The 13,864-nt window shown below is 62.4% G+C and carries 10 protein-coding genes and 1 riboswitch; of the genes, 1 reads left to right on the forward strand and 9 read right to left on the reverse strand.

Annotation, left to right across the window (positions count from 1 at the left end; genetic code table 11):
- Position 1: 1 nt before the first annotated feature.
- The 7 genes from NE850_RS15295 to NE850_RS15325 form a co-directional block, all read right to left on the reverse strand.
- On the reverse strand, positions 2-1,012 hold the full coding sequence (locus NE850_RS15295) for an ABC transporter permease subunit (protein WP_007179910.1): 1,011 nt from the start codon (positions 1,010-1,012) through the stop codon (positions 2-4).
- A 139-nt stretch (positions 1,013-1,151) separates the two neighbouring features.
- Positions 1,152-2,780, reverse strand: a complete 1,629-nt coding sequence (locus tag NE850_RS15300) for an ABC transporter substrate-binding protein (protein WP_165187189.1) — start codon at positions 2,778-2,780, stop codon at positions 1,152-1,154.
- Between the two features lie 195 nt (positions 2,781-2,975).
- The gene (locus tag NE850_RS15305) at positions 2,976-4,619 is read right to left on the reverse strand and encodes an ABC transporter substrate-binding protein (RefSeq protein WP_007179912.1); all 1,644 of its coding nucleotides are present in this window, start codon (positions 4,617-4,619) and stop codon (positions 2,976-2,978) included.
- Positions 4,620-4,946: 327 nt separating this feature from the next.
- Positions 4,947-5,777, reverse strand: a complete 831-nt coding sequence (gene metF / locus NE850_RS15310) for a methylenetetrahydrofolate reductase [NAD(P)H] (RefSeq protein ID WP_007179913.1) — start codon at positions 5,775-5,777, stop codon at positions 4,947-4,949.
- A gap of 11 nt (positions 5,778-5,788) precedes the next feature.
- A complete protein-coding gene (locus NE850_RS15315; protein ID WP_007179914.1) occupies positions 5,789-6,142 on the reverse strand; it encodes a phage holin family protein in 354 nt (117 codons plus the stop codon).
- A gap of 143 nt (positions 6,143-6,285) precedes the next feature.
- On the reverse strand, positions 6,286-7,707 hold the full coding sequence (ahcY, locus tag NE850_RS15320; RefSeq protein ID WP_007179915.1) for an adenosylhomocysteinase: 1,422 nt from the start codon (positions 7,705-7,707) through the stop codon (positions 6,286-6,288).
- Between the two features lie 33 nt (positions 7,708-7,740).
- Positions 7,741-7,877, reverse strand: a riboswitch (S-adenosyl-L-homocysteine riboswitch).
- 115 nt (positions 7,878-7,992) lie between these two features.
- Entirely contained in the window at positions 7,993-8,799 is an 807-nt protein-coding gene (locus tag NE850_RS15325; protein WP_007179916.1) for a glycosyltransferase family A protein, read from the reverse strand.
- Between the two features lie 253 nt (positions 8,800-9,052).
- Between NE850_RS15325 and NE850_RS15330 the strand changes: the two genes are divergently transcribed.
- On the forward strand, positions 9,053-10,015 hold the full coding sequence (locus NE850_RS15330; protein ID WP_310698897.1) for a LysR substrate-binding domain-containing protein: 963 nt from the start codon (positions 9,053-9,055) through the stop codon (positions 10,013-10,015).
- A 57-nt stretch (positions 10,016-10,072) separates the two neighbouring features.
- On the opposite strand, the gene NE850_RS15335 is transcribed toward NE850_RS15330, so the two are convergent.
- Together NE850_RS15335 and NE850_RS15340 are read right to left on the reverse strand one after the other, a co-directional pair.
- Positions 10,073-11,827, reverse strand: coding sequence for an OmpA family protein (locus NE850_RS15335; protein WP_007179918.1), 1,755 nt, complete (start codon positions 11,825-11,827; stop codon positions 10,073-10,075).
- A 171-nt stretch (positions 11,828-11,998) separates the two neighbouring features.
- Positions 11,999-13,657 carry a GMC family oxidoreductase gene (locus NE850_RS15340; protein WP_035517822.1) on the reverse strand — a complete coding sequence of 553 codons (1,659 nt, stop codon included), beginning with the start codon at positions 13,655-13,657 and terminating at the stop codon, positions 11,999-12,001.
- Positions 13,658-13,864 lie beyond the last annotated feature (207 nt).

The following is a 13,864-nucleotide window of genomic DNA, read 5'->3' on the forward strand; positions in this document are numbered from 1 at the left end:
ATTACCTCGTATGGCGGATGCGTGGGTTGAGCACGCCGTACAACAGATCGACGACGAGGTTCACGACGATCACCAGCGTGGCGATCATCAGGATACCGCCCTGCACCACCGGATAGTCGCGCCGGCCGATCGCGTCGATCAGCCACTTGCCGATACCCGGCCACGAAAACAGCGTCTCGGTGAGCACCGCGCCCGCGAGCAGCGTGCCGACCTGCAGACCGATCACGGTTACCACCGGAATCAGCGCATTGCGCAACGCATGCACGACGATCACGCGTCCCGGCGACAAGCCCTTCGCGCGCGCGGTGCGGATGTAGTCCTCGCGCAGCACTTCGAGCATCGACGAACGCGTCATGCGCGCGACGACCGCCAGCGGAATCGTGCCGAGCACGATGGCCGGCAGGATCAGATGGCTCAGCGCGGATCTGAACGCGCCTTCGTCGGTGGACATCATCGCGTCGATCAGCATGAAGCCGGTCACGTGCGGAATGTCGTATTCGACCGCGATGCGGCCGGACACGGGCGTCCAGCCGAGCTTCACCGAGAACACCATGATGAGGATCAAGCCCCACCAGAAGATCGGCATCGAGTAGCCGGTGAGCGCCGTGCCCATCACGCCGTGGTCGACCACGGTGCCGCGCCTCAAGGCCGCGAACACGCCCGCCGGCAAGCCGACGATCAATGCGAACAGCATCGCGCAGATCGACAGTTCGACGGTGGCGGGAAAGCGTGCGAGGAATTCGCCCATCACGCTGGTGTTGGTGATGATCGAGGTGCCGAGGTCGCCGTGCAGCGCGCGCCCGATGTAGTGGACGTACTGCATGGGCAAGGATTCGTCGAGGCCGAGCCGGTGCATCGCCGCGGCGTGCATGGCGGGATCGACGCCGCGCTCGCCCATCATCACTTCGATGGGATCGCCCGGTATCAGGTGAATCAGCGCGAACGCGAGGATCGTGATGCCGATGAAGGTCGGAATCACCATGCCGATGCGGCGCAAAACAAAGCGGAACATGGTTTTGTCCCTATGGTCTTGATGAACAAAAAACGCAACCGGCGACGAGGGCTTGTGACCCCGGTCGCCGGACCATTTCGACCAGTTTTCTAACCGTGCGAAAAGCGTACTGCGCGAATTTTACGACTTGCCTGATGTGTTACTTGACGCTGACGCCGTCGAAGCGCGCGTAGCCGAGCGGTTCGATACGCATGTCCACCACCTTCTTGCTGACAGGCTGGTACACCGTGGAGTGAGCGATCGGCGAGAACGGCAGTTGCTGCGCGAAGATCTGCTGCGCCTGCATGTAAGCCGTGGTGCGCGCGCCCTGATCGGACGTGACGCGGCCCTTCTGGATCAGGTCGTCAAACGGCTTGTAGCACCACTTCGAGAAGTTGTTGCCGTTCACCGCTTCGCAGCCGAGCAGCGTGCCGAGCCAGTTGTCCGGATCGCCGTTGTCGCCCGTCCAGCCGATCAGCATCGTGTCGTCCTCACCTGCGTGAGCGCGCTTGATGTACTCGCCCCATTCATACGTGACGATCTTCGCCTTCACGCCGATCTTGGCCCAGTCGGCCTGGATCATTTCGGCCATCAGGCGGGCGTTCGGGTTGTACGCGCGCTGCACCGGCATCGCCCACAGCGTGATGTCGAAGCCGTTCGGATAGCCCGCTTTCGCCAGCAAGGCCTTGGCCTTGTCCGCATCGTAGGACGCGCCCTTCAGGTTCTTGTCGTACGACCACTGGGTGGGCGGCATCGGGTTCGTGGCCGCCTGGCCCGCGCCCTGGTACACCGACTCGATGATCGCCTTCTTGTTGATCGCCATGTCGAGCGCCTGACGCACTTCGACCTTGTCGACCGGCTTGTGCGACACGTTGTACGCGAGGTATCCGAGGTTGAAGCCCGGTTGCGACGGCATCGCGATGTTCGCTTCAGCCTTCAGCGGCGCGATGTCGGCCGGACGCGGATAGCTCATCACCTGGCATTCGTCGCGCTTGATCTTCTGCACGCGCACGCCGGCGTCCGGCGTGATCGAGAAGATTAGCTTCGAGATTTTCACCGTGTTCGGCTTCCAGTAATCCGGATTGCCGTCGAAGCGGATCGTCGCGTCTTTCGTGTAGCTGCGGAAAATGAACGGGCCCGTGCCGACCGGGAACTGGTTGATGTCGGCGGCTTTGCCGGCCTTCAGCAACTGGTCTCCGTATTCGCCCGAGAGGATCGACGCATATTCCATCGCCAGATTCTGGATGAACGGCGCGTTGACTTCCTTCAGCGTGAACTTGACCGTGTACGGATCGACCTTTTCGACGCTGGTGATCAGCTTGTCGAGGCCCATGTCCGTGAAGTACGGGAACTGGACCGGGTAAGCCTTATGGAAGGCCGAGTTCGGGTCCAGCATGCGCTGGAACGTGAACACGACGTCATCCGCGTTGAATTCGCGCGTCGGCTTGAAGAACGACGTGGTCTGGAACTTCACGCCATGACGCAGATGGAACGTGTAGGTCTTGCCGTCCGCCGAGACTTCCCACTTTTCGGCGAGGCCGGGTTCGACCTTGGTGCCGCCGCGTTCGAATTCGACGAGACGGTTGTAGACGGTGAACGTATTAGCCGTGAAATCGGTGCCCGTGGTGTACTGGGCAGGATCGAAACCCGCGGGACTGCCTTCTGAGCAGTAGACCAGGGTTTTATTCGGAATCTCGGCGCGCGCGACACTTGCGCCCACCATCGATGCCGCTGCAGCTGCGACGAGCGTCGTAACACGCGCGGCGCGCAACAGATTGTTTTGCTTCATGTTTCCTCCAGGTTCGTGGCCGGCTCCCGCCGGCGTAGCGCGATATTACTTGAGCTTGGCTCACAGCAACAAGCGGAGGAAATTCCCTCTGTTGACGATCGGAAACCGTTCGGGCATAACGGCAGCCGCACGCCGGCGTTGCCGGGAACGTGCGGCCGTAGAGGGTGGATCCAGCAAAAAAACGGCCCGCCGGCGTTATTTCAGGCCGACATTCATGAATTGCGTCGGGCCGAACGGGTCGATCTTGAAACCCGTCACGTTCTTGCTGATCGGCTGATAGACCGTGGAGTGGGCGATCGGCGTAAATGGAACCTGGTCTTTGAATATTTCCTGAGCTTCCGTGTAAGCCTTGGTACGCTCAGCGAGGTCGGTGGTGCCGCGGCCCTTTCTGATCAAGTCGTCGTAAGGTTTGTAGCACCATTTGGAAAAGTTACTGCCATTGACCGCGTCGCAACCCAGCAATACGCCGAGCCAGTTATCCGGATCGCCATAATCGCCGGTCCAGCCGATCAGCATTGCTTCATGTTCGCCGGCATGGCCGCGGCGAATGTATTCGCCCCACTCGTAAGTGGCGATCTTCACCTTGACGCCGATCTTCGCCCAATCGGATTGCAGCATTTCCGCCATCAGCCGCGCGTTCGGGTTATACGGCCGTTGAACCGGCATGGCCCACAGCGTCAGGTCGAAGCCGTCCGGATAACCGGCCTGTTTCAACAGCGCTTTGGCTTTTTCCGTGTCGTAGGGCGCGTCCTTCAGATTCTTGTCGTAGCCCCACTGGGTCGGCGGCATGGGGTTCGTGGCGGCTTGGCCCGCGCCCTGATATACCGAGTCGATAATCGCTTTCTTATTGATCGACATATCGAGCGCACGGCGCACCCGCACATTGTCGAGCGGTTTCTTGGTGGTGTTGTAGGCGATATAGCCGAGGTTGAAACCCACCTGGTTCGGCATGGCAAGCGAAGCATCGGCTTTGACGGCCGGAATATCCGCGGGACGCGGATACGCCATCACCTGGCATTCACCGCGTTTGAGTTTTTGCAGACGCACGGCCGGATCGACGGTAATCGCGAATATCAGCTTGCTGACTTTGACGACACCCGGCTTCCAGTAATCGGGATTACCGTCGAAGCGAATCGTGTCGTCTTTCGTATAGCTGCGGAAAATGAAGGGGCCGGTGCCGACCGGATATTGATTGATATCCGACGCTTTACCCGCTTTCAACAGTTGATCGCCATATTCAGCCGAGAGGATCGATGCGAACGGCATCGCAATCTGTTGTAAAAACGGCGCATCGACTTCCTTCAGCGTGAAACGCACCGTGTACGGATCGAGCTTTTCGATCTTCGCAATGTTCTTGGCGAGCCCGAGATCGGTGAAATACGGGAACGGCACGGCGTATGCCTTGCGGAACGGCTGATCCGGATCCAGCATCCGCTGATAGGTGAAGACGACGTCGTCCGCGTTGAATTCGCGCGTCGGCTTGAAAAACGAGGTGGTCTGGAATTTCACACCGTGGCGTAAATGAAACGTGTAAGTCAACCCGTCAAGCGATACATCCCACTTTTCGGCCAGGCTCGGCTCGATATCCGTGCTGCCGTGCGCGAACTCGATCAGACGGTTGTAAACCGTGTACGAGCCCGCGCTGAATTCGACGCTGGTGGTGTACTGCGCGCTGTCGAAGCCCGCCGGACTGCCTTCGGAGCAGAACACGAGGGTCTTGTCGGGCAGCGTGGCCGCATCGGCGGCGGCGGGCACAAGGCCCGCAGTCAGCACGGCACAGGCGCTCAGCGCTGGAAGGCAGGTTTGGCGAACTGCAAACAGCAACTTGGATACCGTCATTACGTTCTCCGCACAGCAGCCACGTCAGCTGCGCTTCGATCATAGACAGCACAAAAATCGGGTTCAATGCGGGCTAACGCGCTGCAAGGTTGGAACGCACTCATGGGTTTGTTGCATGGCAGCAACTGTCCAAACCGGCGTGCGAGCGTCAGCTTCGTCACTACGGCTGCGGTCGCTTGGCAGAGCGCCGATTTCGTCATCACGGTTGCGGTCGCGTGGCAGCGCCTGGCATTCGCGTAAACGCCGGCTCGCCATTCGCCGCGCACAAAAAAAACCGCGCGGCTGAAAACAGCCGCGCGGTTTCGTCTCAGCGACGCGATCCGACTATTACGTGTTCAAACGCTCGCAGATCGCCTTGGTCGCCGCTGCGCCGTTCAGCGTGTAGAAGTGCAGGCCCGGCACCTTCGCATCGATCAGACGCCCGCACAGGTCCGTCACCACGTCCAGCCCAAACGCGCGAATCGACTCGCGGTCGTCGCCGAAGCTTTCCAGCCGGCGCGCGATCCAGCGCGGTACTTCAGCGCCGCACATCTCCGAGAAACGCATCAGTTGCGAGAAGTTCGTGATCGGCATGATGCCCGGCACGATCGGCACATCCACGCCGAGCTTTCTCGCGTCGTCGACGAAACGGAAGTAGGCGTCCGCGTTGAAGAAATATTGCGTGATCGCCGAATTGGCGCCGGCCTTCACCTTGCGGGCGAAGTTTTCCAGATCCTGACGCGGCGAGCGCGACTGCGGGTGGTATTCCGGGTAGCCGGCCACCTCGATCCAGAACCAGTCGCCGAATTCGGCGCGGATAAAGCTCACCAGTTCCGACGCGTAGCGCAGCTCGCCGACTTCGCCCATGCCGGACGGCAGATCGCCGCGCAGCGCGACGATATGGCGGATGCCATGCGCGCGGTACTCGTTGAGAATAGCGCGCAGGCTCTCTTTCGACGAGCCGATACACGACACGTGCGGCGCCGCTTCGAGCCCTTCCTTCGCCATATCGACGACGGTATCGAGCGTGCCCTGCTGCGTCGAGCCGCCGGCGCCGAACGTGACGGACACGAACTTGGGCTTGAGCGTGGCGAGCTGGGCGCGCGTGGCGCGCAGCTTGTCGACGCCTTCCTGCGTTTTCGGCGGAAAGAATTCGAATGAAAGTTCGATCGGGTTCATGATTCAGTGGGTCAACCGAGACTGCGGTTGCCGAAAATAAGCGCGGACAACAGCCACGAAACGATGCTGTACAGAATCGAGCCGAAGAACGCCGACCAGAATCCCGACACTTCGAAGCCCTTCAGCAGCGACGCGGCCAGCCAGAAGCACAGCGCATTGACCACCAGAATGAAGAGTCCGAGCGTGAAAATGGTCACGGGCAGCGTCAGCAGGATCAGCACCGGCCGCAGGATCGTGTTGATCAACCCGAGCACCACCGCGACGATCAATGCGGTGCCGAAACTGCGGATATGAATCGACGGAACGAGGTAGGTGATGATCAGGAGCGCAAGCGCGTTGATCAGCCAGGTCAGCAGCACGGTCATGTAGAGCTCCTTGTGGGCAGGATGTCCGATAGCGGGAAAAGCGCGTACAGAACGGGCGTGAGGCGGTCATGGCAAACAAAGCGGCGCATGATGCGCCGCCCTGTCGTCAAACTGTCATGCTGCCAAGACCTCCCGCGGCGCGCTTAATAGCGGTAGTGGTTCGGCTTGAACGGGCCGTTCTTGTCGACGCCGATGTAGCCGGCCTGCTCGTCCGACAGCACGGTCAGGTTCGCGCCGATGCGCGCCAGATGCAGGCGTGCGACCTTCTCGTCCAGATGCTTCGGCAGCACGTACACTTTGTTCTCGTACTTGTTGCCTTGCGTGAACAGTTCGATCTGCGCGAGCGTCTGGTTCGTGAACGAGTTCGACATCACGAACGACGGGTGGCCCGTCGCGCAACCCAGATTCACGAGGCGGCCTTCAGCCAGCAGGATCACGCGCTTGCCGTCCGGGAAAATGATGTGGTCGACTTGCGGCTTGATGTTGTCCCACTGGTACTGACGGGTCGAGGCAACGTCGATTTCCGAGTCGAAGTGACCGATGTTGCAGACAATCGCGTTGTGGCGCATCGCCTTCATGTGGTCGTGGCCGATCACGTGGTAGTTGCCGGTTGCCGTCACGAAGATGTCGGCCTTGTCCGCCGCGTATTCCATCGTCACGACGCGGTAGCCTTCCATCGCCGCCTGCAGTGCGCAGATCGGATCGATTTCGGTGACCCACACGGTCGCGCCCAGACCGCGCAGCGATTGCGCACAGCCCTTGCCCACGTCGCCGTAACCGGCGACCACGGCGATCTTGCCCGCGATCATCACGTCGGTTGCACGCTTGATGCCGTCGACCAGCGACTCACGGCAGCCATACAGATTGTCGAACTTCGACTTGGTAACCGAGTCGTTCACGTTGATCGCCGGGAACGGCAGACGGCCTTCTTTTTCCATCTGATACAGACGGTGCACGCCGGTCGTGGTTTCTTCGGTCACGCCCTTGATGTGCGCGAGGCGTGTGGAGTACCACGTCGGGTCGGCGTCCAGATGACGTTCGATCGACTTGTACAGCGCGACTTCTTCTTCGTTGGTCGGCTTCGCGATCACCGAACGGTCTTTCTCGGCCTTCGAGCCGAGGATCAGCAGCAACGTGGCGTCGCCGCCGTCGTCGAGGATCATGTTGGCGAATTCGCCATTCGGCCATTCGAAAATGCGGTGCGAGAACTCCCAGTATTCGTCGAGCGATTCACCCTTGAATGCGAACACCGGCGTGCCGGCCTTGGCGATCGCCGCGGCGGCGTGATCCTGGGTCGAGAAGATGTTGCACGAGGCCCAGCGCACATCGGCGCCGAGTGCCGTCAGCGTCTCGATCAGCACGCCGGTCTGGATCGTCATGTGCAGCGAACCCGCGATGCGCGCGCCCTTCAGCGGCTGCTGCACCTTGTACTCTTCACGCGTTTGCATGAGGCCGGGCATTTCCGTCTCGGCGATGTTCAGTTCCTTGCGGCCCCAGTCGGCAAGCGACATGTCGGCAACAATGAAATCCTGGGAATTTTTGGAATCGATAACTGCGGCGTTCATCACGCCCTCCTTTCTAAGAAATTGACTAGAAATTTGACGTGAGCGCGGTTCGATGCGGTGGATGGGAAAGCGCTATGCGCATCCGAGCCCTCCGATTGAAGCCTTCGAGCCTGGCGGGCGGCCGGCGAATATGCTGATTCGCGGTACCCGTCGCAACGCTCCTCGAAGACGAAGGGCGATTGTAGCAAATCGAGATGGCTTCGGGGCGCGGTTCGGCTTCGTATTTGCCGGCCTGCGTGGGAGGAGAACCGGCGCGGCGCGCTCCGATGCGGCCACCGCCCTGGCTTACGGAAGACTACCCGGCGCGACCGGAGCGTTTTGTGCGGGAGTCTGAACCATCACTTTTGCCCCCCGCAATTGCGCAATACCGGCACGCGCTACATCGAGAAACTGCCGGGAGAAACGAAATGCGTCGGCTGTATCGTCGGGGTCGGCCGCTTGCAGGCCGAGCGCGATGCGAAAGTAGCGCTCCGCGTGAATGCCTGCGTGGTAATGCATGCGCACGCGCTTTGCATCCTCCAGACGCGGATTACCAAAGAGATCGCGCAGCGCCCAGGAAAACGCGCCGTCTTCACCGCCTATGCGGCGAAACGCGTCGTCCATCGGAAAGCCACCGAGCGCGAGATAAGCCGTACGGCGAATCAGCAGGCTGCTCGGCACGGTGTTGCTAAGCGTTGCCGCATGCGCGGCGAAGTCGGGATGCGTGGTGAGCTCGCAGGGAAAATCCGTGTACTCCACGTCGAGCCGCACGGACACTTCGTTGGGATTTTGCGCGAGGAACGCGCTCGCGGCGGCGAGAGCGCCGGGCAGGTATTCGTCGTCGGCGTCGAGAAAGGCAAGCAGATCGTGCGACGCATGCATCGCAGCCCAGTTGCGCGCTCGCGCCGCGCCGCCGTTGTATGGCATTCGCAGCAGACACACGCGCGGATCGAGGCTGCCGCACTGCGCCGCGATATCCGCGGAGGCATCCGTCGAGCCATCGTCCACCACGATGATCTGTGCGGCCTCAGGCTGGATCCGGCAGCTTTGCAAAGCACGGACGAGCGTCGCCGCGCCGTTGTAGCAGGGAATGATGATCGAAATGGGCGTCATGAATGAGCAGGTGCGCGTGGCGGGGTCAACGGTGAAGAACCGTCGATGTTATTCCGCTTGCCGCCGAGCTCATCTTGAAATGGATGGGGCGCCTTCGGTCAGGCGGCAAGTCCGGCACCGGAGCAAGCAATTGCCGTCAACTCGCGTGCGGCGAAAGTCCGCAGCGACCGCACCGCAGCTTGTGCCGCGATATAAATAAGATGACTTACAATCATCCAGATCATTCCAATTTGGAATTCTGGAGTCTGAGATCGTGGAACTACGTGCGCTGCGGTATTTCGTCGAAGTGGTGCGTCAGCAGAGTTTCACCGTCGCCGCCGAGCAGATGTTCGTCACGCAGCCGACCATCAGCAAAATGGTCAAGTCGCTGGAGGACGAAATCGGCTCTCCGCTGTTGTTGCGCGACGGTCGGCAGATGGTGCTGACCGATGCCGGCCGGATCGTCTACCAGCGCGGTCAGGACGTGCTGGCGGCGCACGCGCAATTGCAGGCGGAACTGAACGACCTCGACACGCTCGGCCGCGGTCAACTCACCATCGGCATTCCGTCGATGGGCGGCTCGCTCTTCACGCCGGCGATCGCCGCGTTCCGCCAGCGTTACCCGAAAATCGAACTCAAGCTGTTCGAGCAGGGCTCGCGCGCCATCGAAGCGGCGCTGATCAACGGCGAACTGGAGTTGGGTGGCGTGCTGCAACCCGTCGACCCGGAAAATATCGACGTACTGCCCGTGACGCGCCAACTCCTTTGGCTCGTCGCGCGCACCGGCTCGAGCTGGGACGATCTGCACGAGGTGCCGCTTGCCCAGCTCGCCAATGAGCCGTTCGTATTTTACGGCGAAAGTCTCGCGCTCAATGACGTGGTGCTGAACGCGTGCCGTACCGCTGGTTTCGCGCCGACCATTGTGGGACGCAGCGGGCATTGGGATTTCATGGCGGCGCTGGTGCTGGCCGGTGTCGGTATCGCCTTGCTGCCGGCGCCGTACTGCCGGCGGCTCGATCCCGCGAAGTTCACCTGCCGGCCGGTCGCGGAGCCGGAAATTCCGTGGGAAATGGCGATCGGCTGGCGCCGCAATGGCTATCTGTCGCATGCTGCGCGCGCATGGCTCGACGTGGCCCGCGAAGCATTACCCGGCCAGGCTGGCGACGACTTCATGCTGGCGCCGGGCATTGGCGTGGCCGGTATTACCACGCCGTTCCCGGCCCCGCCCGCCAAATGACGACATGCCCCCGGCAAACGCCGCGGGCATGTCTTGCATGGCTTATCGAAGCTGCAATTACTGCTGCGCGACAAACTCGATGCGGCGATTGGCAAAGCGACCGCTCGCCGTGTCGTTGCTCGCAACCGGACGCGCCCCGCCGTAGCCTTGCGCGATCAGCGAATCAGCCGGCACGCCGGTCTTGACGAGGTAGGCGCGCACCGCTTCGGCACGCTGCTTCGACAGTTGCAGATTGGCTTGCTCGCCGCCCACGTTGTCCGAATAGCCGGCCACTTCGAGCCGGGCCGTCTTGCCGTTGCCCGCGCAGGCGTTCAGCACGTGCGCCGACTGGTTCAGGTCTTCCACCGCCGAAGCCGGCACACGTGCGCTCGCGCTCGCGAAGTTGATCACCTGCAGGTTCAGCACCTTGACCACGTCCGCCACCGCGCATGAACTGTCCGCCGCGAGCAGGCCCTTGATCGCGCTGCGGAAGTTCTCGGTGGCGTCGGCGACGGCATGCGCGACGTCGAACGAACCGATCTGATACGACGCGCCGAACAGCGACTTCAGCTTGTCGAGCCAGCCGAGTTTCTTGTCCGCTGCAGTGCCGCTGAGCTCGATGTGCGTGCCGTCCACTTTCACTTCCGCGCCGGGCAGCGACATCAGCGGCAGCAGGCCGTCGAGATGCAGCAGCCAGTCGGCCGGCTTGGTGGCCGGATCGACCGTGATGTTCGGAACGAAGTTGTATTGCCCGAGGCGCCTGGTCAGCTCGTCGATCAATTGCGTCTTTTCGGCTTCACTGCCGACCGTGGCGGTGACCGTCGGCTTGCCGGCGGCGTCCACCGTAAAGCTGAGCTGGCTGTCTTTGGTCGGCGCGGGCGCGGCAGCTGCCGGCTGTACGGTGCTCGCCGCACTCGCGGAGGCCGCGGCGCTGGCTGCGGGCGCGGACGCCGCCACCTCGCTGGCGGCTACCACGGCGCTCGAAGCAACGACCGGCGCAGAGGCGGGCTGCGCAGCGACGGCTCCCGCGGAACTGCCTTGCCCGGCAACGCGATGGGCGTTTTGCTCGCTCTGACAGCTACGCAGAAACAGAAAAGCCAGTAGCGCCGCCAGAGCCGCGAGCAGCCACCACAGCCACTTGTGCGAACGGCGCTCGTCGCGCATCACGGCATCCGCCGGCACGTGGATCTTCGACAAGGCCTCGGCCACCGGCGTGGACGCGGGTGTCGGATGGTCGATATGCGCCGAAACGGCCTTCAGCTGCGACAGAATGTTGCCGGAAAACGCGCCGAGCCCGCTCAGCCCGAGCGCGGTCATCAGGCGGTCGTTCAGATAAGGAGCAATGACCGGCAGTTGATGGCCGAGCAGCGTCGGCAATTGCCCGGCGTTGCCCTGCCCTTCGAGAAAATGCCGCTTGAGCAGGCCCAGCAAGGTTGCACCGGCAATGCCGGTCATGGCATGGGTGGCGTGAGCCGGCACACCGGTCTGCACGGCGACTTCATCGCTCAACCCATCGACGCCGCGGTCCAGCGCGCGCTCGAACAGGTGCCGCCCGGCAATCTCAAGCCGGCTGACGCCACCCGTGCTGCCGAGCAGTTGCGGCAACTGCTCGGCGATATGGCTGCTGACCTCCGGCGAGAGGATCGTGCCGAATAGCGAACGCGCGCCGTCGAGCGTCGCGCCCTTTTGCATCAGGCTGGCGACGAGCGCCGGAGCCACGGTCGCCAACACCTTTCGAATCGCGTCCGGCGGGAGTCCGAAGCGCTCCGCCAGTTGGCGCACGACACCGTCCGTCAGTGCGGACTGAATCAATTGAATCGTATTGATGCTCATCGCTTCGCTTCCTTGAGTTCCCGAACGTGCCACCTGACCCGCTCTTTTTCGCGGCGCGATTATAGGTTTCGGGGAATCTCATAAACGAAGCGGCACAATTTATGACGAATTGGCAGACGTTTGGCCAAGTTGTCTCATATTTGCCGGTGAAATCTGAAATACTGGCGAAACTCAAGCGGCATTCGTCGCCGTTCGGATTCCGTCCATTGGCGCCACTTTCAACTCCGCCGACGCGCCGCGACGGGTCGCCGCGATCAGCTCGGCCGCCCGCTCGCCGATCATCACCGTCGGCGAATTGGTGTTGCCGCCGATCAGCGTCGGCATCACCGAAGCATCGACGATCCGCAGCCCCGTGACGCCCCGCACCCGCAGTTGCGGATCGACCACCGACCGCGCGTCGCCGCCCATCCGGCACGTGGCCACCGGGTGGTAGATCGTGTCGGCATGCTCGGCGATGGTCCGGCGCAATTCGGCTTCCGACTGGCCGGGATGCGTGTACAACTCGCTGCCGCCGTGCAGCGCGAGCGAAGGTGCATCGAGGATGCGCCGCGCCATCTGCGCGCCTTCCACCAGCAGGTCGAGATCGCGCGAGTCGCTGAAAAAGCGCGGATCGATCACGGGCGCGGTGCGCGCATCGGCGCTCGCCAGCGTCACGGTGCCACGGCTATGCGGCCGCAATACGCACACATGCAGCGAATAACCGTGGCCCCAATGCATATGGCGGTTGTGGTCGTCGACAATCGCCGCGCAGAAATGCAACTGCAGATCCGGTCGGTCGAGCGTCGGGCTGCTTTTCAGAAAACCGCCCGCTTCGGCGACATTGCTCGACAGCATGCCGCGCCCGTGGCGCATGAAAGTGACGAACTGCGGCAGCATCCGCGCAATGCCGCGAATCGAAAAGCCGGTCGGCTCGATCGACGAAACCCGTTTGTTGATCGTGAAATCGACGTGGTCGATCAGGTTCTGCCCGACCTCCGGCGCGTCGTGCAGCACCGGGACGCCGAGCGACTGCAAGTGCGCCGCCGGCCCGATGCCCGAGCACATCAGCAGTTGCGGCGAATTGAACGCGCCCGCGGCGAGCGCCACCTCGGCGCGCGCTTCGAGCGTTTCCCGGCGGCCGCCGCGCACGATCTCCACACCGCTCGCGCGCTTGCCTTCAAAGGCCACGCGCAGCACCGTCGCGTCGGCGATCGCGTGCAGATTGGGACGCTCGCGGTCATAGATATAGGCGCGCGCCACGCTGCAACGGCGTCCGTCGCGCTGCGTCACCTGATAGAAGCCGATCCCTTCCTGCTCCGCACCGTTGAAGTCGCTGTTCGGCTTGTAGCCGGCTTCCATCGCCGCCTGCACGAAACGCCGCGAAAACGGATTCTGATAGCGCAGATCGGAAACGGTGAGCGGGCCGCTATCGCCATGCCAGGCATCGGCGCCGCGTTCGTTGCCTTCGGCACGACGAAAGTGCGGCAGCACCTCCGCCCACGACCAGCCGTCGCAACCCAGTTCAGCCCATTCGTCGTAATCGAGCGGATGGCCGCGCGTGTAGATCATCGCGTTGATCGCGCTCGACCCGCCAAAGCCCCGCCCGCGCGGCTGATACCCTTGCCGTCCGCCGAGTCCCGGCTGCGGCGTGGTCAGATACCCGTAGTTGGTTTTGAGCTTGTGCGGCACCACGGCCGCTACGCCGACCGGCATGTTGACGAACAGATTGCGGTCCGTGTGCGGGCCGGCTTCGATCAGGGCGATCGTCGCGTCCGGGCAGCTGTCCGCGAGACGGCTCGCCAGCGAACAACCACCCGAGCCTGCACCGACGATGATGTAGTCGTATTGCATCCGCTCCTCCTTGTGGGCCGCGTTATTCGCGAACCCTGTCTCCGTATGTTTTCCGGCATTGTAGGGAGCGTTCGGATACCGCGGCGGGTTCATGCCAGAGCGATTCCTCTAAACGGAAGTGCCGCCGCGACCCTATGATGAAAGACGCGCATACGCCCGCCGGGCGGCCGCGCGCGGCATTCAAACACGGCGCCGCCAGCGGCGTCC

It is taken from the genome of Paraburkholderia sp. USG1 (assembly GCF_031570135.1).
GTDB lineage: Bacteria > Pseudomonadota > Gammaproteobacteria > Burkholderiales > Burkholderiaceae > Paraburkholderia > Paraburkholderia dioscoreae.

Excerpts from the sequence above, each read along its gene's own strand:
- NE850_RS15295 (WP_007179910.1), bottom strand. The coding sequence starts at position 1,012 with ATGTTCCGCTTTGTTTTGCGCCGCATCGGCATGGTGATTCCGACCTTC.
- NE850_RS15300 (WP_165187189.1), bottom strand. The coding sequence starts at position 2,780 with ATGAAGCAAAACAATCTGTTGCGCGCCGCGCGTGTTACGACGCTCGTC.
- NE850_RS15305 (WP_007179912.1), bottom strand. The coding sequence starts at position 4,619 with ATGACGGTATCCAAGTTGCTGTTTGCAGTTCGCCAAACCTGCCTTCCA.
- metF (WP_007179913.1), bottom strand. The coding sequence starts at position 5,777 with ATGAACCCGATCGAACTTTCATTCGAATTCTTTCCGCCGAAAACGCAG.
- NE850_RS15315 (WP_007179914.1), bottom strand. The coding sequence starts at position 6,142 with ATGACCGTGCTGCTGACCTGGCTGATCAACGCGCTTGCGCTCCTGATC.
- ahcY (WP_007179915.1), bottom strand. The coding sequence starts at position 7,707 with ATGAACGCCGCAGTTATCGATTCCAAAAATTCCCAGGATTTCATTGTT.
- NE850_RS15325 (WP_007179916.1), bottom strand. The coding sequence starts at position 8,799 with ATGACGCCCATTTCGATCATCATTCCCTGCTACAACGGCGCGGCGACG.
- NE850_RS15335 (WP_007179918.1), bottom strand. The coding sequence starts at position 11,827 with ATGAGCATCAATACGATTCAATTGATTCAGTCCGCACTGACGGACGGT.
- NE850_RS15340 (WP_035517822.1), bottom strand. The coding sequence starts at position 13,657 with ATGCAATACGACTACATCATCGTCGGTGCAGGCTCGGGTGGTTGTTCG.